The 23279-nt window shown below is 74.4% G+C and carries 20 protein-coding genes; 15 read left to right on the forward strand and 5 right to left on the reverse strand.

Annotated elements, in window-relative coordinates:
- Positions 1–663 precede the first annotated feature (663 nt).
- On the forward strand, positions 664–1353 hold the full coding sequence (locus tag LCD31_RS14430) for a response regulator transcription factor (protein WP_224958704.1): 690 nt from the start codon (positions 664–666) through the stop codon (positions 1351–1353).
- A gap of 41 nt (positions 1354–1394) precedes the next feature.
- On the opposite strand, the gene LCD31_RS14435 is transcribed toward LCD31_RS14430, so the two are convergent.
- Together LCD31_RS14435 and LCD31_RS14440 are read right to left on the reverse strand one after the other, a co-directional pair.
- Complete coding sequence (locus tag LCD31_RS14435; RefSeq protein ID WP_224958705.1) at positions 1395–3143, reverse strand: GAF domain-containing sensor histidine kinase; 1749 nt, start codon at positions 3141–3143, stop codon at positions 1395–1397.
- 270 nt (positions 3144–3413) lie between these two features.
- The gene (locus LCD31_RS14440; protein WP_224958706.1) at positions 3414–3863 is read right to left on the reverse strand and encodes a MarR family winged helix-turn-helix transcriptional regulator; all 450 of its coding nucleotides are present in this window, start codon (positions 3861–3863) and stop codon (positions 3414–3416) included.
- Positions 3864–4012: 149 nt separating this feature from the next.
- On the opposite strand from LCD31_RS14440, the gene LCD31_RS14445 reads away from it, so the two are divergent.
- Genes LCD31_RS14445 through LCD31_RS14460 form a run of 4 tightly spaced genes read left to right on the forward strand, consistent with a single transcriptional unit; the run spans position 4013 to position 6532 of the window.
- Positions 4013–4603, forward strand: a complete 591-nt coding sequence (locus LCD31_RS14445; protein ID WP_224958732.1) for a non-oxidative hydroxyarylic acid decarboxylases subunit B — start codon at positions 4013–4015, stop codon at positions 4601–4603.
- Between the two features lie 17 nt (positions 4604–4620).
- Positions 4621–6045, forward strand: a complete 1425-nt coding sequence (locus tag LCD31_RS14450; protein ID WP_224958708.1) for a non-oxidative hydroxyarylic acid decarboxylases subunit C — start codon at positions 4621–4623, stop codon at positions 6043–6045.
- Between the two features lie 23 nt (positions 6046–6068).
- On the forward strand, positions 6069–6296 hold the full coding sequence (locus LCD31_RS14455) for a non-oxidative hydroxyarylic acid decarboxylases subunit D (protein WP_224958710.1): 228 nt from the start codon (positions 6069–6071) through the stop codon (positions 6294–6296).
- Positions 6293–6532, forward strand: a complete 240-nt coding sequence (locus LCD31_RS14460; RefSeq protein ID WP_224958712.1) for a hypothetical protein — start codon at positions 6293–6295, stop codon at positions 6530–6532. The genes LCD31_RS14455 and LCD31_RS14460 overlap by 4 nt, the downstream gene beginning before the upstream one ends.
- A gap of 42 nt (positions 6533–6574) precedes the next feature.
- Here LCD31_RS14460 and LCD31_RS14465 read toward each other — a convergent pair whose 3' ends face one another.
- Positions 6575–8047 carry an MFS transporter gene (locus tag LCD31_RS14465; protein WP_224958714.1) on the reverse strand — a complete coding sequence of 491 codons (1473 nt, stop codon included), beginning with the start codon at positions 8045–8047 and terminating at the stop codon, positions 6575–6577.
- A 145-nt stretch (positions 8048–8192) separates the two neighbouring features.
- Between LCD31_RS14465 and LCD31_RS14470 the strand changes: the two genes are divergently transcribed.
- The 9 genes from LCD31_RS14470 to LCD31_RS14510 all read left to right on the forward strand — a co-directional run bounded on the left by LCD31_RS14470 (position 8193) and on the right by LCD31_RS14510 (position 20179).
- Complete coding sequence (locus LCD31_RS14470) at positions 8193–11144, forward strand: alpha-L-rhamnosidase (protein ID WP_224958716.1); 2952 nt, start codon at positions 8193–8195, stop codon at positions 11142–11144.
- A gap of 125 nt (positions 11145–11269) precedes the next feature.
- Positions 11270–12790 (forward strand): adenylyl-sulfate kinase, encoded by a 1521-nt coding sequence (gene cysC, locus LCD31_RS14475; protein WP_255623221.1) that lies wholly within the window; start codon positions 11270–11272, stop codon positions 12788–12790.
- The gene (locus tag LCD31_RS14480) at positions 12787–13671 is read left to right on the forward strand and encodes a sulfite exporter TauE/SafE family protein (RefSeq protein ID WP_224958720.1); all 885 of its coding nucleotides are present in this window, start codon (positions 12787–12789) and stop codon (positions 13669–13671) included. The genes cysC and LCD31_RS14480 overlap by 4 nt, the downstream gene beginning before the upstream one ends.
- Entirely contained in the window at positions 13668–14441 is a 774-nt protein-coding gene (locus tag LCD31_RS14485) for a 3'(2'),5'-bisphosphate nucleotidase CysQ (RefSeq protein ID WP_224958721.1), read from the forward strand. Before LCD31_RS14480 ends, LCD31_RS14485 begins: the two co-directional genes overlap by 4 nt.
- Positions 14441–15352 carry a sulfate adenylyltransferase subunit CysD gene (cysD, locus tag LCD31_RS14490; protein ID WP_224958722.1) on the forward strand — a complete coding sequence of 304 codons (912 nt, stop codon included), beginning with the start codon at positions 14441–14443 and terminating at the stop codon, positions 15350–15352. The genes LCD31_RS14485 and cysD overlap by 1 nt, the downstream gene beginning before the upstream one ends.
- Positions 15352–16638 carry a sulfate adenylyltransferase subunit 1 gene (locus tag LCD31_RS14495; RefSeq protein ID WP_224958723.1) on the forward strand — a complete coding sequence of 429 codons (1287 nt, stop codon included), beginning with the start codon at positions 15352–15354 and terminating at the stop codon, positions 16636–16638. Before cysD ends, LCD31_RS14495 begins: the two co-directional genes overlap by 1 nt.
- Positions 16639–16694: 56 nt before the next feature.
- Positions 16695–17357, forward strand: a complete 663-nt coding sequence (locus LCD31_RS14500; RefSeq protein WP_224958724.1) for a sulfotransferase family protein — start codon at positions 16695–16697, stop codon at positions 17355–17357.
- 107 nt (positions 17358–17464) lie between these two features.
- Positions 17465–18946, forward strand: a complete 1482-nt coding sequence (locus LCD31_RS14505; RefSeq protein WP_224958725.1) for an arylsulfotransferase family protein — start codon at positions 17465–17467, stop codon at positions 18944–18946.
- Between the two features lie 114 nt (positions 18947–19060).
- On the forward strand, positions 19061–20179 hold the full coding sequence (locus tag LCD31_RS14510; protein WP_224958726.1) for a PLP-dependent lyase/thiolase: 1119 nt from the start codon (positions 19061–19063) through the stop codon (positions 20177–20179).
- A gap of 21 nt (positions 20180–20200) precedes the next feature.
- Here the strand turns inward: LCD31_RS14510 and LCD31_RS14515 are convergent, their stop codons facing one another.
- Together LCD31_RS14515 and LCD31_RS14520 are read right to left on the reverse strand one after the other, a co-directional pair.
- Positions 20201–21187: an NAD(P)-dependent oxidoreductase gene (locus LCD31_RS14515; protein ID WP_224958727.1), complete on the reverse strand. Its 987-nt coding sequence runs from the start codon at positions 21185–21187 to the stop codon at positions 20201–20203.
- A 65-nt stretch (positions 21188–21252) separates the two neighbouring features.
- Entirely contained in the window at positions 21253–21678 is a 426-nt protein-coding gene (locus tag LCD31_RS14520; RefSeq protein ID WP_224958729.1) for a universal stress protein, read from the reverse strand.
- Positions 21679–21991: 313 nt separating this feature from the next.
- Between LCD31_RS14520 and LCD31_RS14525 the strand changes: the two genes are divergently transcribed.
- Positions 21992–23161 (forward strand): S8 family serine peptidase, encoded by a 1170-nt coding sequence (locus LCD31_RS14525; RefSeq protein ID WP_224958730.1) that lies wholly within the window; start codon positions 21992–21994, stop codon positions 23159–23161.
- Positions 23162–23279: the final 118 nt, after the last annotated feature.

A 23279-nucleotide genomic window follows, 5' to 3' on the forward strand; every position in this document is an offset into this window, starting at 1 on the left:
CCCGGGGCGACGGCCCCCCGCCGGGCGGGATCACCCCCAGCGGCAAAGGTCCCGGGGGGGACGGGCGGTGGGGTGTCTGGGGGGCTGACCTGGGGCGGGCCCCGCGGGGCCGCGGCGCGCGGCGAGCGGGGAAGGACGGCGGGATGCGACGAACTTCGCGACCCGGCTGACCCGCCGGACCTTCGGCCTGCCGCCCGCCACGCCGTGGATCTCCCACTCCTGGCCGCACTCCGGGCAGAACCACGGTCCCAGCCTGCTCGCGTCCGGCTCGCACGGGTGACCCCGCCGTCCTCGCCGCATCCCGCCGTCCTTCCCCGCTCGCCGCGCGCCGCGGCCCCGCGGGCCACGACGATGATCAGCACCGATGACACCACAGCGCGCTGCCGCCGCGGAACATTTCCGGATCGTGGTCATCCGGCCGGGCGCGGGACCTTCGACCGTGTGACCCGCCGTATCCGGTTCGTACCGTCGAACAGGTGAGAACAGCTGGGGACACTCGGCGTGCGGCGCCAGGACGACACCGGATCGGCACGACCGCCACCGCCGGAGTCCGGATCAGCGGGCACCGCCGCCGGTCCTGCGCCGCCCGCCGCACCGCCCTTAGCCTGGGAACGACGGTTTCTGGCGCGCCCGCACACCGCGGGCGGAAGCGGGGGCTGCGAGATGGCACAACCGGACGAGGCGGGCACCGGCCCCGACGCGGGCGGCGCGACCCGCATCGCCCTCGTCGACGATCACGAGGTGGTGCGCCGCGGGATCGCCGACCTCCTGGAGGACGAGGACGACTTCACCATCGTCGCCGAGGTCGGCACCGTGCAGGAGGCCCTGGTGCGGCTGCCACCGGCCCGGCCCGACGTGGCGGTGCTCGACGTGCGGCTGCCCGACGGCAACGGCATCGAGCTGTGCCGCGAACTGCTCTCCCTGCTGCCCGGGGTGCGCTGCCTGGTGCTCACCTCGTTCTCCGACGACGAAGCGCTGCTGGACGCGATCATGGCCGGGGCGTCCGGGTACGTGCTCAAGCAGGTCCTCGGCTCCGACCTGCGCTCCGCGATCCGGCAGGTCGCCGCCGGGCGCTCGCTGCTCGACGCGGCCACCACCTCCGCCGCGCTCGACCGGCAGCGGCGCAAGCATTCCCGGGAGGACCCGCTGCGGCGGCTCACCGAGCAGGAGCGGGCCGTGCTGGAGCTGATCGGCGCCGGGATGACCAACCGGCAGATCGCCGAGCGGATGTTCCTCGCCGAGAAGACGGTGAAGAACTACGTCTCGCAGCTGCTCTCGAAGCTCGGGATGCAACGCCGCACCCAGGCAGCGGTCCTGGCCACCGAACTCCGCTCTCGTCCTTCCTCTGGTTGACCTCCGGGGTGCACGGCCCGGCGCCCGACGGGCGCTTCCGGTCAGGCGGGTTCGTCGTGGGGGAGGGGGGCTCGCCAGGTGAGGCGGGTGCCGCCGTCCTCGGGGGTGGTGAGTTCGAGGGTGCCGGCGAGCTGTTCGGCGCGGGCGCGGAGGTTGCGCAACCCGTTGCCGGGAGCTCCGCCGGCCGCCCCGCAGCCGTTGTCGACCACCTCGATGGTCAGCTCCGCGCCGGTGTCCACCGACACCGTGATCGCGGTGGCCCCGCCGTGGCGCAGCGCGTTCGCGACCGCCTCCCGCACCACCGCCTCCGCGTGCTCGAAGTGGCCGGCGGGCACCGCGGTGTCGATCGCACCGGACATCCGCACCGCCGGGGCGAACCCGGCGCCGCTGCTGGCGTCGGCGACGGTGTCCAGCAACCGGCGGCGCAGGCTCACCGGGTCGTCCGCGCCGGGCGAGGAGTGCAGGTCGAAGATGGCGGTGCGGATCTCGCGCACCGTGTCGTCGAGCTGCTGCACCGACTGCTGCACCCGCCGCCGCACGTCCGAATCGGTGGCGCGGCGCAGCGTGCCCTGCAGGCTCAGCCCGGTCGCGAACAGCCGCTGGATCACGTGGTCGTGCAGGTCGCGGGCGATGCGGTCGCGCTCGCCGAACACGTCGAGCTGCCGCTGCGCGCGGTTCTTCGCCGCCAGCTCCAGCGCGATCGCCGTCTGGTCGGCGAAGGACGCCAGCAGCGGCACCTGCCCCGGACCGAACGGCCTGCTCTCCTTGCGGCGCAACGCGATCACCGCGCCCGCGCCGGCCTCGCCCGAGTGCAGCGGCACCGCCAGCGCCGGGCCGTAGCCGGGCAGCACGTGGTTGAGGCCGCTGACCGGGGACGCGGACACGTCCGACTCCAGCACCGGGGTGTCGCCGGTGAGGCTGGCCAGCACCGGGCCGTCGGTGCTCACCGGGATGCCCACCTCGATGTCCGCCTCCCCGGCGACGGCCTCGACCCGCGCCTGGCCGGTGGCGGCGCCCTGGCGGGCCAGCACGATCAGCGCGCAGTCGGCGCGGGAGATCTCCATGGCGCGCTGCGCGATGAGCCGCAGCCCGTCGGCGGTGCTGACACCGGACAGCAGTTCGGTGGTGATCTCGCTGGAGGCCTGCAACCAGCGGTGCCGCAGCCGCGCCTGGTCGAACAGCCGCGCGTTCTCGATGGTGACCCCGGCGGCCGCGGCCAGGGCGCGCAGCACCACCTCGTCGTCCTGGCCGAACTCGCCGCCGTCGAGCTTCTCGGTGAGGTACAGGTTGCCGAACACCTCGTCGCGCACCCGGATGGGGATGGCGAGGAAGCCGCGCATCGGCGGGTGGTGCTGCGGGAAGCCGATCGATGCCGGGTGCTGGGTCAGGTCGCGCAGCCGCAGCGGGCGCGGATCCCGGGTGAGCTGCCCGAGCAGCCCGCGGCCCCGCGGCGTCGGCCCCATCCGGGCGACGGTGGCCTCGTCGATGCCGACGTGCACGAACTGGGTGAACTCGCCGTCCGGCCCGAGCACGCCCAGCGCGCCGTAGCGGGCCTGCACCAGCTCGGTGGCGGCGGTGACGATGCGGTGCAGGGTGGTGTCGAGCTCCAGCTCGGTGCCGATCGCGAGGACCGCGTCCAGCAGGTCCTGCATCCGGTCCCGGGTGCTGATCACCCTGGCCAGCCGCTCCTGCAGCTCGCCGAGCAGTTCGTCGAGGCGGAGGTCGCCCAACGTGGAGGCCACCTCTTGCAGCCGGTCGGTGACCGGGTCGTGGGAGGAGGCTTCGGACATCGCTGATCCATCGGTGTGCGGCGGGCCCGCCGAGGTGCTTCGGCGGGGCGTCGGTGCGGGAGCCGCCCGTTCCCGGCGCGGTCTCGGCCGGGTGCCGCCGGGGCTGCGGGCCGAACGCGGGCCGGGTCGTCGGGGCGGCGGCCGTGGGGTGCGGCCGTGCCCGTGGCGGACGTGCCGGTGCTCGTCGGTGCCGGGCCGCGTGCCGTCGGCGCGGGGTCGAGCGTGACCTGAGTGTGACCGAACGCCGCGGTGGTGGCGAGTCGTTCTCGGTCAGGTGCCGGGGGTTTCCGGGGGCGGGGCGAGTTCGCCGGTCTCGTCGGCGGCGAGCTTGGTGAGCAGCTGCCGGAGCCGGTCCGATTCCTCGGCGCTGAGCCGGTCCAGCGCGGTGCTGTTGATCTCGTCGGCGAGCGCGGTGGTCTCGCGCAGCACCCGCCTGCCCTCGTCGGTCAGCTCCAGCACGCGGCGCCTGCGGTCGTAGCGGTCGATGGTGCGCGCGACGAGCCCGCGCTGTTCGAGGCGGGCGAGCATCGCGGCGAGCGTCGCCTTGTCGATCGCGGCGCGCCTGCCCAGCGCGGCCTGTTCGATGCCGGGGGCCTCGTCGATGGCGGTGAGCGCGGCGTACTGCGGCTTGGTCAGCTGCGGGGATCGCGCCTGCCAGCGGGCGCCGTGGTCCTGCAGGACCCGGCGCATCAGGTGGAAGACGGCGCTTTCCAGCTGCACGACGCACTCCTCTTGCCGGTCCGGTGGGCTCGCATCCTACGAGATCGGTTCGGGCGGTGGGGCCGGAGCCGTCGCCGCGGTGACCGCGGCCGCAGCGGTGGTAGTATGTGTACGAACGTTCGTCTACGAACTAAAGGAGGCGGGTGGCGGTGCGCCTGATCGTCGGGATGACCGGAGCCACCGGGGCGCCGCTGGGCGTGCGCCTGCTCGAAGCGCTGCGCGGCCTGCCCGAGGTCGAGACGCACCTGGTGCTGAGCCGCTGGGCCCGCACCACCGTCGAGCTCGAAACCGGCCGCAGCACCCCCGAGGTCGCCGAGCTCGCCGACGTGGTGCACGGGCCCGCCGAACAGGGCGCGTCCATCTCGTCCGGCTCGTTCCGCACCGACGGCATGATCGTCGTGCCGTGCAGCATGAAGACCCTCGCCGGCATCCGCACCGGCTACGCCGACGGGCTCATCGGACGTGCCGCCGACGTGGTGCTCAAGGAGCGGCGCAAGCTCGTGCTCGTCCCGCGGGAGACGCCGCTGAGCGAGATCCACCTGGAGAACATGCTAGCGCTCTCCCGGATGGGCGCCGTGCTGGTCCCGCCGATGCCCGCCTTCTACGACCAACCGCAGTCGGTGACCGACCTGCTCGACCACGTCGTGATGCGGGTCCTCGACCAGTTCGACCTGCCCGCCCCGGACACCCCCCGCTGGGGCGGTCTCCGCGCGGCCCGGGACGCATCGGCCGACCGATGACCAGTGAAGGAGGAGAAGTGGCCCACGACGACCTGCGGTCCTACCTGGACGCGCTCGACGAGGCGGGACAGCTGCTGCGGATCACCGAACAGGTCGATCCGGAACCGGACCTCGGCGCCGCCGCCAACGCCGTGTCCCGGCTCGGCGAGGGCGCGCCCGCGCTGCGGTTCGACGACGTCACCGGGTTCACCGACCCGCGCATCGTGCTCAACGCGCACGGGTCCTGGCCCAACCACGCCATCGCGATGGGGATGCCGCCGGAGACCTCCACCCGCGAGCAGGTGCAGGAGTTCATCCGGCGCTGGGAGGACTTCCCGGTCGCCCCCGAGCGCCGCGCCGACCCGCCGTTCCTGGCGAACTCCCGCGAAGGCGCCGAGGTCGACCTGTTCGAGGTGCTGCCGCTGTTCCGGCTCAACGACGGCGACGGCGGGTTCTACCTGGACAAGGCCGCCGTCGTCTCCCGCGACCCGGACGATCCGGAGAACTTCGCCAAGCAGAACGTCGGCGTCTACCGGATGGAGGTCAAGGGCCGGAACGAACTCGGCCTGCAACCGGTGCCGATGCACGACATCGCGCTGCACCTGGGCAAGGCCGAGGAGCGCGGCGAGGACCTGCCGGTCGCGATCGCGCTCGGCAACGACCCGATGATCACCATCGTCGGCGGCACCCCGCTCGGCTACGAGCAGTCCGAGTACGAGATGGCGGGCGCGCTGCGCGGGGCGCCGGCGCCGATCGCCACCGGGCCGCTGACCGGGTTCGACGTGCCGTGGGGCTGCGAGGTGCTGCTCGAAGGCGTGGTCGTCGGGCGGCGCCGCGAGGTCGAAGGGCCGTTCGGCGAGTTCACCGGGCACTACTCCGGCGGCCGGAACATGCCGGTGGTGCGCATCGACCGCATCTCCTTCCGCACCGACCCGATCTTCGAATCGCTGTACCTGGGCAAGCCGTGGACCGAGATCGACTACCTGATCGGCCCGGCCACCTGCGTGCCGCTGTACCAGCAGCTGCGCGCGGAGTTCCCGGAGGTGCAGGCGGTGAACGCGATGTACACCCACGGGCTGCTGGCGATCGTGTCCACCAAGAAGCGTTACGGCGGTTTCGCCCGCGCGGTGGGGCTGCGGGCGATGACGACGCCGCACGGCCTCGGCTACACCAAGGTCGTGATCGTCGTCGACGAGGACGTGGACCCGTTCGACCTGCCGCAGGTGATGTGGGCGCTGTCCACGAAGGTCAACCCGGCCGGGGACCTGGTGGTGCTGCCGAACATGTCGGTGGTGGGCCTCGATCCCGGGTCCCAGCCCGCGGGCATCAGCGACAAGCTGGTGATCGACGCGACGACGCCGGTGGCACCGGACGCGCGCGGGCACTACGGCCAGCCGGTGCGGGACCTGCCCGAGACCGGGCGCTGGGTGGAGAAGCTGCGCGCCCTGCTGCGCGAGAACTGAACCGACGACGAGAGGAGAGCGCGATGTGCCCGCGTTGTGCCGCGACCGAGGTGACGGTGCAGGCCGTGTCGCCGGTCGCCGGGGTGTGGGAGGTGCGCCGCTGCGAGTGCTGCCACTACTTCTGGCGCAGCACCGAACCGGAGCGCCGCACCCGCCGCGAGTCCTACCCGGAGGCGTTCCGGATGACCCGCCGGGACGTCGAAGCGGCGACCGAGATGCCCGCCGTTCCGCCGCTGCGGAGTGCGCCGTGAGCGGGCGGGCGCTGATGTGGGAGGTGCGGGCCGCGCCGGGCGTGCAGCCGGAGCTGCTGGCGTGGGTCCGGGAGCACGCGGTGCCCTGCTGCGGTCCGGTCGAGCTGTACCGCTCGGCCGAGGACCGCGTCGTGCTCATCGCGCACCACGACGCGGACCCGCCGCGGCTGCCGACCCCGCCGCCGCACCTGGTCGCGCGACCACCGCACCAGTGGACCTTCGACCGGGTCAGCTGACCTTCCGGCGCCCGCCCGGCCGAGCAGGTCGGGCGGGGCGGGTCAGCGGTGGGCGTCGGTGCAGGTGCACGGGTCCTGGCAGGCCTGCTGCACCCCGGGCAGCGGCATCGGTTCGACCGCGAGGCGGCGGGCGCCGATCGTGCACCAGAACAGCACGCCGCCGAGCACGAACGCCCCGGCCGAGACCAGCATGGCGAACCCGAACCCGTCGGCGACGGTGTCCCCGGGCCCGGTCATCCCCGCGACCAGCGGCAGCACCGCCACCGCGACCAGCCCGGCGAGGCGGGAGATCGCGTTGTTCACCCCGGAGGCCACCCCGGCACGATCGGCGGTCACCGAGGCGAGCACCGCCGAGGTCAGCGGCGCCACGGTCACCGACAGGCCCAGCCCGAACACGAGCACCCCGGGCAGCACCCCGGTGAGGTAGGTCGAGCCCGGCTGGGCCCAGGTCAGCAGCGCCAGGCCGGCCGCGCACCCGAACGGCCCGATCGTCATCGGCAACCGCGGCCCGGTGCGCTGCGCCAGCGCACCCATCCGCCCGGAGATCAGCAGCATGATCACCGTGATCGGCAGCGTCGCCACCCCGGCGCGAAGCGCCGAGTAGCCGAGGGTCTGCTGCAGCTGCAACGACAGCAGGAACAGCGCGCCGCTGAGCGCCGCGTACACGGTGAACGTGGTGAGGTTCGCCCCGGTGAACTGACGGGAGGCGAACAGGTTCAGCGGCAGGATCGGGTTCCGCCCGCGGTGTTCGAGCAGCGGGAACGCGACCAGCCCGGCGACCCCGACGACCAGCGCGGCGATGGTGACCGGGTTCCAGCCGCGCGCGGGCAGCTCGATCAGCGCGTAGATCGCCCCGGCCAGGCCGAGCGTGATCGTGGCGGCCCCGGCGAGGTCGGGCGAGCCGGGCCGCCCGCTGCGGGTCTCCGGCACGTGCCGGGCGGTGACGTGCAGGGCGAGCGCGGCCAGCGGCACGTTGATGAAGAACACCCAGCGCCAGGACGCCGCGTCCACCAGCCACCCGCCGATGAACGGCCCGAGCGCGGAGGACACCCCGGTCAGGCCGGCCCAGGTGCCCACCGCCCGGCCGCGGTCCTCGGACCGGATGGTGGAGTTGATCAGCGCGAGGCTGCCCGGCACGAGCAGCGCCCCGCCGACGCCCTGCAGCAGCCGTGCCACGATCAGCAGCTCCCCGCTGGGCGCGAGCCCGCAGCCGAGGGAGGCGAGGGTGAACACCACGAGCCCGATCTGGAACACCCGCCGCCGCCCGTAGCGGTCGCCGAGCGCCCCGCCGAGCAGCAGCAACGCGCTCAGCGTGAGCAGGTACGCGTCCAGCACCCACTGCAGCACCGCGAACCCGCCGCCGGTGTCCCGGCCGATGGCGGGCAGCGCCACGTTCACCACCGACCCGTCCAGGAACGCCACGCCCGAGCCGAGGATGGTGCCCGCGATGATCCACCGGCCGGTGCGGCTCGCCAGCGGGATGGTGGCGGTGGGATTGCCGTCGGTGCTGGTCATGCGGTCCTCTCCGCGGCCGTCGTCCGGCCGACGCACCGAGGATAGGCGGCCGCGCCACCTCGGGCAGCCGTCCACTGTGGACTGTTGACGGCCGGTGCCGCGGTGCGTAGAACGAGAGCGGCCTACGACCGCGCTGGAGCAGCCGATGACCGGAATCCGCCCGGAACGCCTCCGCGTCGACGGCCGCACCGGGCCGCTGCTCGGCGTCGACGACCGGCACCCGGTGCTCAGCTGGGGGTTCGCCGCGGAGGACGCGGAACCCGGCGGCCTGCAGACCGCCTTCCAGGTCGAGGTCACCGATCCGGACGGCCGGACCTGGTGGGACAGCGGCGTGGTCGAGTCCGGGCGCGCGCGGGTGCGCTGCGGCGGTCCGGAACCCGCCGCGCGGCAGCGGTTGCGCTGGCGGGTGCGGGTCCGCGACGAGCACGAGCGCTGGTCCCCGTGGAGCGAGCGCTGCGAGTGGGAGCTCGGGCTGCTCACCCGCCGCGACTGGGGAACGGCGAGCTGGATCGCGCACCCGGACCGCGGGCCCGGCGATCCGCTGCCGATCTTCGCGAAGGCGTTCACCACGTGCGGGCCGATCAGCGCCGCCCGGCTGCACCTGTGCGGGCTGGGCGTGCACGCGGCGACCCTCAACGGGCGGCCGGTGACCGACGAGGTGCTGGCCCCCGGGAACTCGAACTACCAGCGCTCCGCCGAGCACCGGGTGCACGACGTGCGGGAACTCCTGCTGCCAGGGGAGAACGTGCTCGGCGTGGCGCTCGGCCACGGCACCGCGCACGTGCACCGGTACGGCACCCGCGGCGGCGCGCGCGACCCCTACTCGTGGTGGACCAGCACCGAACCGGCGCGCGGCGAGCTGCTGGTTCCCGCGCACCCCGGTGCCGACCGCATCCGCGTCCCGGACCCGGGTGGCCACCCCATCGGCGGGACCGTCACCATCGGCACCCGCGATCGTTGGGAGAGCAGGCAGGTCGTCGCCGCCGACGAGCACGGGCTGATCATCACCCCGCCGCTGGAGCACCGGCACCCCGCGGGCGCACCCGTCGAAGGCTCCGGCGACCCGGTGGCGCAGTGGGAACCGACCGCCGGCGCCGCGGTGTCCCCGCGGCTGATCGCCCGCCTGGAGCTGACCGGGCCCGACGGGCGGCGCGACATCGTCAGCGGACCGGACTGGCGCACCGCGCTGGGGCCCGCGATCACCGACAACTGGTTCTCCGGCACCGACCACGACGCCCGCCGCGCCCAACCCGGCTGGGACGAGCCCGGTGCCGACCACACCGCGGCCGCGACCCGCCGCGACGGCGAGCCGACCGGGTGGGTCGACGCGATCCGCACCACGCCGCCGAACGGCGGCACCGAACTCGTGTGGCGCCGGGCGCAGCCGGTGCGGGTCGTGCGCGAGTGGCGGCCGGTGCGGGTGCGCGAGCTCGAACCGGGACGCCGGGTGTTCGACCTGGGGCAGAACCTCGCGGGCTGGCCGCGGCTGCGGCTGCCCGAAGTCCCGGCGGGCACCGAGGTGACGTTGCGGCCCGGCGAGTCGCTGGTCCCCGACGGTTCCGTCGACCAGACCTCCGTGCGCAACGACCGGCGCGGCACCGACGTGCTGCACACCTACACCGCCGCGGGCCTGCCCGGTGGGGAGACCTGGCAGCCCTCCTTCCAGTACTTCGCGATGCGCTTCGTGGAGGTCACCGCGCCGCCCGAGGTGCGTCCCGAGGTCGTCGGGCTGCAACTGCGGGCCGACGCGCCGCGCGCCGGGTCGGTGCGCACCTCCGACGAGCGGGTGGACCGGTTGCACCGGATGGCGCACTTCTCCGTCGCCTCGAACCTGATGTCGGTGCTCACCGACTGCCCCGGCCGGGAGAAGCTGGCCTACGGCGCCGACTACACGCACCCGATGGGCGTGCTGTCCCGGCACTTCGACCTCGCGGCCTACCTGCCGACGATGCAGCGGCACCTCGCCGAAGGGCAGTCCGGGCGCGGGCCCGACGTGGGCAACGTGGCGCTGAAGGCGCCCGTCTACGACTGGGGCTACCGGGACCGGTTCGGCGACGAGGTCAACTGGGGCAACGCGATCGTGCTGGTGCCGTGGCTGCTGCACCGGCTCTACGACGACGCCGAGACGATGGCGCGGCACTACCCGGCCATGACGGCCTACCTGGACTACCTGCGGCGCCGCAAGGCGCACCGGCACCTGGTCGTCGGCGAGCTCGGCGACTGGGTGGCGGCGGAGGAGACCGCGGGCGAGCTCACCGGCACCTGGGGCTACCACGCCACCGCCCGCGCCATGGCGGACGTGGCCGCGGCGCTGGGGAACCCCGCGGACGCGCGCGAGTACGGCGCGCTGGCCGAGGACATCGCCCGCGCCTTCCACGAGCGGTTCTACCTGCCCGACCTCGGCTGCTACAGCGGCGACGGGACCGAGCGGGGCGCGACGCAGGCGGCGCAGGCGATGCCGCTGGACGCCGGGATCGTGCCCGTGTCGGAACGCCCGCGGGTGCTGGCCGCGCTGGTCGAACGCGTCCGCGGGTCCGGCGGCCCGCTGCTGCGCGCCGGGCACCTCGGGCTCGGGCCGGTGGTGCGGGTGCTGCGCGACGCCGACCGCGACGAGCTGCTGTGGGAGGCGCTGCACCAGGACGCGGGCTACGGCGAGTTCTTCCGGGACACCCCGGCGAACCCGGGCGGGCTCAGCACGGTTCCGGAGCAGTGGGACCTGCGCAACTCGCTGAACCACATGATCTTGACCCAGCTCGACGAGTGGTTCCACACCGGACTCGCCGGCCTCGACCAGGCGCCGGGCTCCACCGGCTTCCGGCGGCTGCGCATCCGGCCCAAGGTCGTGGGCGACCTGCGCCGGGTCGAGGGCCACCACACCACCCCCGCGGGCCGGGTCGAGTCCCGCTGGTGCCGCGACGGCCGCGAATTCACCCTCGCCGTGCGGATCCCGCCGAACACCACCGCCGAGGTGCACGTGCCCGGCCGCACCGCCGGAGCGGACCTGGTCCGCGACGGGCACGGCGTGTTCGAGCTGGGGCCGGGGCAGCGCACGTTCCGCTCGACGCTGCCCCGCGCGGAGTCCCGAAACGACCGGTGAAGTTCGCGAACAATGCCGGAATCGGCGATTCATCAAGGCTGGAAATGTGCCGGTGCGGTGGGAAAAATGCGATGTGGCGAGAAGTGGACACCGGGGTTCACCCGTCGATCCCACTTCGGCACGGTATGCATCAAGTCGGCCCCGACCAGCGGACAGAGGTGCGTGTGAGCGCGAGCAGAGCGGAGCCTGAATGTCCCGGCCCTGACGGGACGATCCCGGGCTGGACCCCCGAACCCGCTGAACTGTCCGATGTGGAATTGCTGCTGGACGGTGCCTTCGGGCCGTTGACCGGATTCCTCGGCGCCGCCGACGTCGACTCGGTGCGCACCCGGCGCCGGTTGCTGGACGGCACCCCGTGGCCCGCGCCGATCGTGCTGCCGGTGCCCGCCGACCTCGCCGACGCGCCCCGGATCGAGCTGCGCGACGCCGAAGGCGCCCCGGTCGCGGTGCTGCGCAACGACGATCCCTGGTCCGACGGCACCACCTGCTTCGCCGCCGGAGAGCTGCGCGCCGCGGCCGACCCCGCCGGAGCGCTGCGCCGGATGCGCCCGCCCGCCGCCGAGGTCCGCGCGGACCTGCCCGCCGGGCCAGTGCTCGGCGTCGTCGCCGACGCCCCGCTGCACCACCGCGAACTCGCGCAGCTGCGCGAACTCGCCGCCGAGTTCGACGGGCACGTGCTGCTGCTGCCCCGGATGACCGGGCCGCGCCCGGAACTGCTGGTGCAGGCCCTGCTCGCCGCCCGCCCGCAGCTGCCCGCGGGCACCGCGGTCGTGCCGGTCCCGCTGGCCCGCCGGCCCGACCCGAAGGCCGACGCGGCGCTGGCCGCGCAGGTCGCCGCCGCCTACGGTGCCACCCACCTGGTCACCGCCGACCCGGTCGAGGACTCGCCGATCACCGTGGTCGCTCCGCCCGAACTGGTCCGCGACTCCGCCGACGCCTGGATCCGCGCCGAGCGGGTCGAACCCGGCTGCGGGCGCGGCGGCCTGGGCGCCGAGGAGCTGCGCGCCCGCCTCGACGAGGGCGCCCCGCTGCCGTCCTGGTTCACCACTCCGGCGATCGCCGAACACCAGCGCAGGCTGCACCCGCCGCTGGCCGAACGCGGCTTCACCGTGCTGTTCACCGGCCTGTCCGGGGCGGGCAAGTCCACCCTGGCCCGCGCGCTGCGCGACGAGCTCAGCCAGCACGACCACCGGGCGGTGACGCTGCTGGACGGGGACGTGGTGCGCCGGACCCTCTGCGAAGGCCTCGGGTTCTCCGCCGCCGACCGCAGCCGCAACGTGCGCCGCATCGGGTTCGTCGCCTCCGAGGTCACCCGGCACGGCGGCGCGGCGATCTGCGCGCCCATCGCGCCCTACGCGGCCGACCGGGACGCGGTGCGCCGCATGGTGTCCGACTGCGGCGGGTTCCTGCTGGTGCACGTCGCCACCCCGCTCGGCGAGTGCGAACGCCGCGACCGCAAGGGCCTGTACCGCAAGGCGCGGGCCGGGGCGCTGCCCGAGTTCACCGGCGTGTCCGCGCCCTACGAGCCGCCCACCGACGCCGACCTGGCGCTGGACACCTCCGGGCTGTCCCAGGACGAAGCCGTCGCCCGGGTCGTGGCGCTGCTGCGGGAACGGGGCTGGGTGCGCTCGTGGACCTCGGAGTGACCCTGACCGGTCTGCTGACCGGATCGCTGGTCGGCCTGACCGGGATGGGCGGCGGTGCCCTCACGATGCCGCTGCTGACCGTCGTGTTCGGCGTGCCGCCGCTGGCCGCGGTGTCCACCGACCTGGTGGCGGGCGCGGTGATGAAACCGGTGGGCGCGGCCGTGCACCTGCGGCGGCGCACCGCTCACCTGCCGACGGTCGGCCTGCTGTGCCTGGGCTCGCTGCCGTGCGCGCTGCTCGGTTCGCTGCTCGCGGGCCGGCTCGGCGCGGGCACCGGCGCGGTGCTCAAGGGGGTGAGCGCGGCCGCGGTGCTGCTCGCCGCGGTGACCCTGGTGGTGCGGATGCGTTTGGACCGCGGACGTCCGGCGTCCGGTGCGGCACCGCGAATCCGGCCGGTCCCCGCCGTGCTGCTGGGCGCGGCCGCCGGGTTCGTCGTCGGCACCACCTCGGTCGGTTCCGGGTCCATCGTCATCGTGTGCCTGCTGCTGCTGGACCGGGCGATGAGCTCGGCGCGGCTGGTCGGCACCGACCTGGTGCAGGCCGTGCCGCTGGTGCTGGTCGCCGCGCTGGGCCACCTGCTGCACGGCCAGGTCGACCTCGGGTTGGTGGGCTCGCTGCTGGCCGGTTCGCTGCCCGGGGTGCTCGCCGGATCACTGCTGTCGGCGCGCATCCCGGACCGGCCCGTCCGGGTGCTGCTGGGCGGCATGCTCGCCGCCAGCGGGGCGATGCTGGCCGGAACGGGGGCGGCGGTGGCGGCGGCGCTCGCCGGGCTGGTCGCGCTCGCCGCCGCGGCGGTGTCGTCCGGATGGTTCTCCCGCGGTCGGGCGCCGGCCCCGGCGGGGGAGCGGATCGATGCCGGCGCCGAAGGAGGAACCGGGTGAAGGCGGACGATCACGAGCTGGCCGCGCGGCTGGCGGACGAGGCCGGGCGGTGTCTGCTGGAGCTGCGCGCGCGCCGCCGGTCCGAAGTGGACGGCAAGGTGCTCGGCGACGAGGGCGACGCCGCCGCGCACGAACTGCTGCTGGCCGCGCTCGCCGAGCAGCGCCCGCAGGACGCGGTGCTCTCCGAGCACGGCACCGCGGGTCCCGAGCGCTCCGGCGGCGGCCGGGTGTGGATCGTGGATCCCCTCGACGGCACCAGGGAGTTCTCCGAACCGGACCGCCCCGACTGGGCCGTGCACGTGGCGCTCGCCGCGGAGCACCAGGTGCGGGCCGCCGCCGTGGCGCTGCCCGCCGCGGGCCTGGTGCTCGGCACCGGCAGCCCGCCGCGGGTCCCGGCCGCGCACGGCGGGCCGCCGCGCATCGCGGTGAGCCGCAGCCGCCCGCCGGAGTTCGTCGCCGCCGTCGCCACCGCGCTCGGTGCCGAGACCGTCCCGATGGGCTCGGCAGGCGCCAAGATCAGCGCGGTGGTCCGCGGCGAGGTCGACGCCTACCTGCACGCGGGCGGCCAGTACGAGTGGGACAGCGCCGCCCCGATCGGCGTGGCCCGGGCCGCCGGGCTGCACACCAGCCGCCTCGACGGCTCGCCGCTCGTCTACGACCGACCCGACCCGTGGCTGCCGGACCTGCTGGTCTGCCGCCCCGAACTGGCCGAACCGCTGCTGGCGGCGGTGGCCGCCGCACCTGGAACACCTCCCGAGGGGAGCAGTTGATGCCCGCCCGACGCGCCCTGTCCCGCCTGGACGTCCTCGAATCCGAGGCGCTGCACCTGATCCGCGAGGTCGCCGCCGAGTTCGACCGGCCCGCGCTGCTGTTCTCCGGCGGCAAGGACTCCGCGGTGCTGCTGCGGCTGGCCGAGAAGGCGTTCTGGCCCGCCCCGATCCCGTTCCCGGTGCTGCACGTGGACACCGGCCACAACTTCGAGGAGGTGCTGGAGTTCCGGGACCGCCGCGCCGCCGAGCTCGGCGTGCGGCTGGTGGTCGCGTCCGTGCAGGACTCCATCGACGCGGGCCGCGTCGTCGAGCAGGAGGGCCGCGGCGCCAGCCGCAACCGGGCGCAGACGGTGACGCTGCTCGACGCCATCGCCGAGCACCGGTTCGACTCGCTGTTCGGCGGCGCCCGCCGCGACGAGGAGCGGGCCCGCGCGAAGGAGCGGATGCTGTCCTTCCGCGACGCCTTCGGCCAGTGGGATCCGCGCAACCAGCGCCCTGAGCTGTGGAACCTCTACAACGGGCTGATCGGCCCGGGGGAGAACGTGCGCGCGTTCCCGCTGTCGAACTGGACCGAGCGCGACATCTGGACCTACGTCGACCAGGACGGCGTGGAGCTTCCCGCGCTGTACTTCGCGCACCGGCGGAAGGTATTCGAACGCGACGGCATGTACCTCGCCGACAACCCGTTCGTGCACCGCGATCCGGACGAGGTGCTCACCGAGAAGTCCGTGCGGTTCCGCACCATCGGCGACATGACCTGCACCGGGGCGGTGCCGTCCACCGCGTCCACGGTCGCCGAGGTGATCGCCGAGATCGCCGCCACGAAGGTCACCGAACGCGGCCAGACCCGTGCCGACGACCGCGCGAGCGCGGCGTCCATGGAGGACCGCAAGCGAGAGGGGTACTTCTGATGAGCCTGCCCACCGATGCGGAGGAACGGAGCTTCGCCCCCGCCGACAGCCTGCTGCGGTTCGCCACCGCCGGGGCCGTCGACGACGGCAAGAGCACGTTGATCGGCAGGCTGCTGCACGACTCCCGCTCGCTGCTGGCCGACCAGCTGGAGATGCTGGAGCTGGTCGGCCGCGAGCGCGGCGACGACGGGCTGGACCTGGCGATGGTCACCGACGGCCTGCGCGCGGAGCGCGAGCAGGGCATCACGATCGACGTGGCGCACCGGTACTTCGAGACCGCGCACCGCGCGTTCATCATCGCCGACACGCCCGGGCACGCCCAGTACACCCGGAACATGGTCACCGGGGCTTCCACCGCGGACCTGGCGATCGTGCTGGTCGACGCCCGCAACGGGCTCACCGAGCAGAGCCGCAGGCACGCGGTGCTGGCCGGGCTGCTGCGGGTGCCGCGGCTGGTGCTGGCGGTGAACAAGATGGACCTCGTCGACCACGACCACGAGGTGTTCGCGGCGATCACCGCGGAGTTCGCCCGGTTCACCGCGGAGCTGGAGCTGCCCGAGGTCACCGCGATCCCGATCTCGGCGCTGCGCGGCGACAACGTGGTGCACCGCTCGGACCGGATGCCGTGGTACGAGGGCCCGTCGCTGCTGGAGCACCTGGAGCGGGTGCACATCGAGGACGACCGCGCGGCCGGGGACTTCCGGCTGCCGGTGCAGTACGTGATCCGCGCGCCCGAGCGGGACTACCGGGGCTACGCGGGCCAGATCAGCGGCGGTTCGGTGCACGAGGACGCCGAGGTGCTGCACCTGCCCTCGGGCTTGCGCACTCGGGTGACCGCGGTGGACACCGCGGACGGGGCGCTCGCCGAGGCCAGGGCGCCGCAGTCGGTGTCGGTGCGGCTGGCCGACGAGATCGACGTGGGGCGCGGCGACCTGCTGTGCGCCCCGGACGCCCCGCCGGCGGCGGCGACCGAGCTGACCGCCCGGGTGTGCTGGATGGCGGCGAACCCGGTGCTGCGGCCCGGAACGCGGCTGCTGCTCAAGCACACCACGCGCACGGTCAAGGCCCTGGTCACCGCGGTGCACCACCGGGTGGACGTGACGACGCTGCACCGCGAACCGGCCGCGGAGCTGGGCCTCAACGACATCGGCGAGGTCGGCCTGCGGCTGGCGCAGCCGGTGTTCTGCGATCCCTACGAGCGCAACCGGCTCACCGGCGGCGGCCTGCTGGTCGACGAGGCCATGCACGCCACCGTCGGCGCCGTGATGATCACCGAGGCGCGGTGAGACCCGGCGCCGGGAGGCGCCATCGGAAAGAAGCGAGCACGACTAGGAGCAGCACCATGGTGAAGATCATCGGAGCCGGTTTCGGCCGCACCGGGACCGCGTCGATGAAGGCGGCGCTGGAGCACCTCGGCTTCGGGCCGTGCTACCACATGTTCGAGGTCATCGCGGAGCCCGAGCGGATGCGGGACTGGGCCCGCGCGCTGGACGGGCCGGTGGACTGGGACCAGGTCCTCGGCGGCTACCGGTCCACTGTGGACTGGCCGGGCTGCACGTTCTGGCGCGAGCTGATGGAGGCCTACCCGGACGCGAAGGTCCTGCTCACCACCCGCGACCCGCAGCGCTGGTACGACAGCACCTACGACACCATCTACCAGTTCGTGCAGGACCCGCCGGGCGACTCGGACGACACGTTCACCACGAAGCTGCGCCCCACCATCGAGCAAATGATCTGGAACGGCACCTTCGACGGCCGCTTCGAGGACCGCGCGCACGCCATCGAGGTGTTCGAGCGGCACAACGCCGAAGTCCGCGCCACCGTCCCCGCCGACCGGCTGCTGGAGTACCAGCCCGGCCAGGGCTGGGAGCCGCTGTGCGAGTTCCTCGACGTGCCGGTCCCGGCCGAGGACTTCCCGCACGTCAACGACAGCGCCTCCATCCGCGACCTCGCCGAGCAGGTCCGGAGCGAAGGGAAGTTCCCCTCCCCGTTCAGCAACGCCTGACCCGGCCCGCGGTGCCGCGGCCCCGCGCCCCCCCCCCCCCCCCCCCACCGAGGACCCGCCCGCGGGCGCCCCCCCCCCGCCCGGGGGGCCGCCGCAGCGTGCTGCGGATGCTCGCCGCCGCCTCCGCCGTCCCCGCCCTGGTGAGCACCGGCACCGCCGCGACCGCCGCCGCAGCGGCCGCACCCGCGCCCCGCGCCGGGACGCGCGCCGGCCACACCTTCGTGAGCCGCCCCGACCTGAACCCGCCGCAGGTCGCCATCAGCACCCCCGCCGCCGGCGTCCGGCCCGGCCACGTGCTGCTCACCCCGGCCGGGGCGAACAAGCTCGACCCCGCGGCCGCCGCCCGGCGCGCCGACTTCCAGCCCGGCGCGCTGATCATGGACGACCTGGGGCAACCGGTGTGGTTCTCGCACCCCGCCGAGGGCGTCATCGCCGACATGCAGGTGCAGCAGTACCAGGAGAAACCGGTGCTGACCTTCTGGGAAGGCGCCATCCACGTCCCGCCGGGCTTCGGCACCGGGCAGTTCGCGATCCTCGACGAGAGCTACCAGCGCATCGCGACCGTGCGGCCCGCCAACGGCCTCGAAGGCGACATGCACGAGTTCGTGATCACCCCGCGCGGCACCGCGCTGATCATCGTCTACACCGAGGTCCGCGCCGACACCACACCCGTCGGCGGCGCGGCGAACGCGAAGGTGCTCGAAGGCGTCGTGCAGGAGATCGACATCGCCGGCGGCGAGCTGCTGTTCGAGTGGCACAGCCTGGAGCACGTCGCCATCGAGGAATCCTTCTACCCGGTACCCGCGGACCCGGAGGAGTGGTTCGACTACATCCACCTCAACGCGGTCTGCGAGGACGGCGACGCGCTGCTCGTCTCCGCCCGCTGCACGCACGCCGTCTACCGCATCGACCGCGGCACCGGCGAGGTCACCTGGCGGCTCAACGGCAAGAAGAGCGACTTCGAGATGGGGCCGGACGCCGCGTTCGCCTGGCAGCACGACTGCAGGCGCCGCGAGGACGGCACGATCAGCCTGTTCGACAACGCCGCCGCCGCACCCGGTCGCGGGCGCTCGCGGGCGCTCGTGCTCGACGTCGACGAGCAGGCGCGCACCGCGACCGTGCGGCGCAGCCACGAGAGCCCGGAGGGACTGCTCGCGCCGAACCAGGGCAACACCCAGCTGCTCGACGAGGGCCACCTGTTCGTCGGCTGGGGCGGGGAGCCGTACTTCACCGAGTTCGACGGCGACGGCGAGGTGCTGTTCCACGGCAAGTTCGTCGACTCCATCACCTCGTACCGCGCGTTCCGGTCCTCGTGGGTCGGCAGGCCGCTGGACCGGCCCGCCGTGGCCGGGCAGGCCGGGGACGGCGTCACCAGCGTGTACGCCAGCTGGAACGGGGCCACCGAGGTCGCCGCGTGGCGGGTGCTGACCGGGCCGGGCGAGGCGAACCTCGCGCCCGTGCAGGACGTGCCGCGCACCGGTTTCGAGACCCGGGTGGACGTGCCCGGCGACGCCGCCTTCGTCGGCGTGCAGGCGCTCGACGCCCGGGGCGAGGTCCTCGGCGACTCCCCGGCGGCCGAAGTCGCCTGATCGTGCCGGCGGAACGGCCCGGTCGGCCGCTCGACCGGGCCGTTCGGGACCGGTCCGCGCGGCGAACCGGGGAAGCTAGGGTGCGCGGTGATCCTCCGTCCGGTTCGCACGATCGTGAGCACGCCCATGCCGCACGCCCCGCAGGTGACCACGAACGAACGCCTCGTCGCGCTCGACTGCCTCGGCTGCGGGCGCTCGCACCCCGTCGGCGACCTGACCGCCGGCTGCCCGGACTGCCTGGAGCGCGGCACCCCGGCGAATCTGCGCTGCCGCTACGACGGGGACCCGTTCGGGCAGCTGCCGCTGCGCGGCGCCCGCACCCTCGGCGAAGGCGGCACCCCGCTGTTCCCGCTGCCCGCCGAGCTCGCCCCGGACGGCGTCGAGGTGTGGGTGAAGAACGAGGCCGCGAACCCGACCGGTTCGCACAAGGACCGGTTCAGCTGGGGCGCGGTCGGCCGGGCCGCCGCGGCGGGCTGCGCGGGGGTCGTGGCCGCGTCCTCCGGCAACGCCGCGGTGTCGCTGGCCGCCTACGCCGCGCTCTACGGGCTGGAGTGCGACCTCGCCGTCACCACCGCCGTGCCCGCCCCGATCGTCGACGCGGTGCGCGCCACCGGCGCGCGGCTGCACGTGTTCGAGGCCGCCGAGCAGCGCTGGGACTTCGTCCGCGACCGCGCCGCCGATCCGGGTCGGCTCGCGGTGACGAACTACGTGCGGCCCGCCGTGGGCAGCAGCCCGTTCGGCGTGGACGCGATGCGACCGCTCGGCTGGGAGGTGGTGGACGGCCTCGGCCGCGTCCCGGAGCACGTGCTGCTGCCGACCGCGCGCGGCGACCTCGCCTTCGGCGCGCACCTCGGGTTGCAGGAGGCGGCGCGGCGGCACGACCGGCCGGGCCCCCGGGTGCACCTGGTCGAACCGTTCCCGCGGCTGAGCGCGGTCCGCGCGGGCGCGAGCGTGCACGACTCCTTCCCGGGGACGGCCACCGGTGCCCCGTCGATCGGCGGCGGCTCCACCACGGTGCAAGCGCAGCGGGTGCTGGCGGAATCCGGGGGAGATCCGGTCGTCGCCGACGGGGCCGCAGCGGCCGCGGAACGGCTGGCGCGGCACGGGATTCTGCTCGAAGGGGCCAGCGCCCTGGTGCTCCCCGCGCTGCACCGGCTGCACGGATCCGGCCGCATCGCGCCGGGCGAGACCGCCGTCCTCGTCGCCACCGCCCACCCCTTCAAGGGTCTCTGACCGCCGGGGAACCGCGCCCCGTCAGGACCGGGTGTAGACCCCGTGCGGGTACGGGTGGTAGCCCTTCGCGCCGACCGCCCTGGTCAGCGGGCTGCGGACGTCCTCGTCCGCGCGCAGCAGGTCCAGCACGTGCCGGAAGTCCCACCGCGGCGTCCAGCCGAGGTCCGCACGGGCCCGGTCGTTGGCGTACACCCGGTCCAGCGAGGGGAACATCCGCCAGCCGCGCCGCGCGTACTCCGCCTCCTGGTCGGGGAACAGCCGCCGCACCACCTCGGGGGCGTCGGTCCGCAGCAGCGCCGCGTCCTGCGGGGAGAACGGGGGAGTGGCGCTGATGATGTAGCGGCCGAACCCGAGCTGCGGGGCCCGCGCCAGCGCCAGCCGGTGCGCGTCCACCGCGTCCTGCAGCTCCACCCGCCGGTACAGGTGCTCGTTGACCTTCGCGTTGAGCCCGTCGTAGGCGGTGCGGACGTCCTCGCGGTCGTCGTCCTCCGGGAAGAAGCGGGAGGTGCGCAGCACCACCACCGGCAGCCCGTGGTCGCGGTGCACCAGTTCGCAGACCTGCTCGGCGGCGATCTTGGTGACGCCGTAGACGTTGCGCGGCACCGGCACCACGTCCTCGGTGATCCACGCCGCGGGCTCGCCCGGTGCCGGGGTCAGCGCGCGGCCGAACGCGCTGGTGCTGCTCGTGAACACGAATCTCCGCACCCCCGCGGCCACGGATTCCTCCAGCAGCGCGAGCGTCCCGCCGACGTTGGTGTCCACGAACGCCTGCCGGTCGTGCGAGCCGACGTGCGGCTTGTGCAGCGTCGCCGCGTGCAGCACGCCGGTGACTCCGTCCAGGCAGCGGCGCAGCAGCTCCCGATCGGTGATCGAGCCGGTGGCCGTGGTGAACCGGGACGGCAGCAGGTCCAGCCCCACCACGTCGCGGCCTTCGGCGCGCAGGCCGCGCACCAGCGCCTCCCCGAGGTGGCCTGCACTGCCGGTGACCAGGATCTTCTCGTCGTTCACGCGGGCCGACGCTACGGGTCTGCGTCGCGCGGGGAAAGCGGTTTTCGCGGCGCGGGCCGGAGCCCTCATTCGCGGACGATGACCACCGGGCACTTCGCGTGCACCGCGCAGCGCTGGCTCACCGAGCCCAGCAGGGTGCGGTAGAAGCCGCCGTGGCCGCGGCTGCCGACCACCAGCAGCTCCGCGCCGTCGGCGGCCTCCAGCAGCGCCTGCGCGGAGTGCCCGTGCACCACCACGCGCTCCACCGCGCTGCCCGGCCCGGTCACCGCGTCCACCGCGTCGTGCATGTTCCGCTCGGCGGCCTGCTGGAAGTCGTCCGGCGGCATCGGCCCGCCCTCCCAGCTATAGAACGCCGGGTATTCCCAGGCGACCACGGCGCGCACCGCGGCGCCGGTGTGCTCGGCCTGCCGCATCGCCCAGCGCAGGGCCGCGCGGGACGGCTCGGACCCGTCGACACCCACGATGATCACGTTCTCGGTCGTGCTGTCCATGCGCCACCTCGTTGGTGTGGTCCGCCGCCCCGGCGGCGGAGGGACTCGCGCTCCGCGGCCCCCAGTGTGCGACGAACGGGCGGGCCGCCGGAACCCCGGCGCCACCGGTCGAGCGGAACTCCTCCGGTTCGGAACGGAACTCTCCGTGTCGTGCTCGCCGATCAGGGGTCACCCGGCACGGTGGGTGAGGGTGAATTTCCCGCTGTGCAAGGGAAAAACGGGGGATCATCCGCACACGACCGGCGTCTTGCCGGGACGGGTGGGACGGGAGTTACCTCAAGGGGCACGTTTCACCGAGAGCAAGGGGGCGATCATGACCGCAGCCGAGAGTGGAACCACCGGCCGCTACCTGGTCCTGCTGGAGGACGACGCGACGGTGCTCGGTGCCCGGGAACTCAACCGGCTCGCCGGTATCCGCACCGCCAGCACCGCCGACGCCGCGGGCGCCGCGCCCGGAGCGCTGTTCAGCGGCGCAGGCGGCGTCGTGCTGCACGAACTCGGCGTCGCGCTCGTCGACGCCGACCCGGAGCAGTTCACCGCGCTGCAGAACTCGGTGCGCGAACGCGGCACCCCGCTGGCGGCGATCGAAGCAGAGCGCCGGGTCTTCGCCATCGGATCCCCGCAACCCGCCGCCGACGCCGAAGTCACCTGGGGCCTGCGCGCCGTCCGGGCCGACCAGAGCACGCCCACCGGCAAGGGCATTCGGGTCGCCGTGCTCGACACCGGCTTCGACGAGCAGCACCCCGACTTCGCCGGCCGGGACGTCGTCACCGGGTCCTTCGTGGAGGGGCAGGACGCCCACGACGGGCACGGCCACGGCACGCACTGCATCGGCACCGCCTGCGGACCGCGCAGCACCCAGTCCGGCCCGGGCTACGGCATCGCGTCCGAGGCGTCGATCTACGCGGGCAAGGTACTCAGCGACGAGGGATCCGGCGGGGACAGCGGGATCCTGTCCGGCATCCAGTGGGCGATCTCCAACGGCTGCTCGGTGGTGTCGATGTCGCTGGGCGCGCCGACCGAACCGGGGCAGCCGTTCTCCGAGGCGTTCGAACGCGTGGCGCGGCGCGCCATCGAGCGCGGCACGCTCATCGTGGCCGCCGCGGGCAACGAGAGCCAGCGGTCGGCGGGAGCGATCGCGCCGGTCGGGCACCCGGCGAACTGCCCGTCGATCCTCGCCGTCGGCGCGGTGGACGAGCAGGGCGCGGTCGCCGACTTCTCCTCCGGCACGGTGGATCAGATCGGCCAGGTCGACGTGGTCGGGCCGGGGGTGGACGTGTACTCCAGCTGGCCGGGCCAGGAGCGCTACCGGAAGCTCAGCGGCACCAGCATGGCCACCCCGCACGTCGCGGGCGTCGCCGCGCTGCTCGCCCAGCAGTACCCGGAACGGGCGTGGGGCCTCTGGGCTCGCCTCGCGCAGAACGCCAAGCGCCTGCCGCTGCCATCCACCGACATCGGCGCGGGCATCGTCCAGGCACCCTGAGCCCGGTTCCGGGGGGGGGGGGGGGGGGGGGGGGGGGGGGGGCCCCCCCCCCCCCCCCCCCGGGGGGGGCCCCCCCCCCCCGGGGGGGGGGGGCCCCCCCCCGCGGCGCGCCGCCGCG

This window comes from Saccharopolyspora sp. 6M (assembly GCF_020176775.1).
Classification (GTDB): Bacteria; Actinomycetota; Actinomycetes; order Mycobacteriales; family Pseudonocardiaceae; genus Saccharopolyspora_C; species Saccharopolyspora_C gregorii.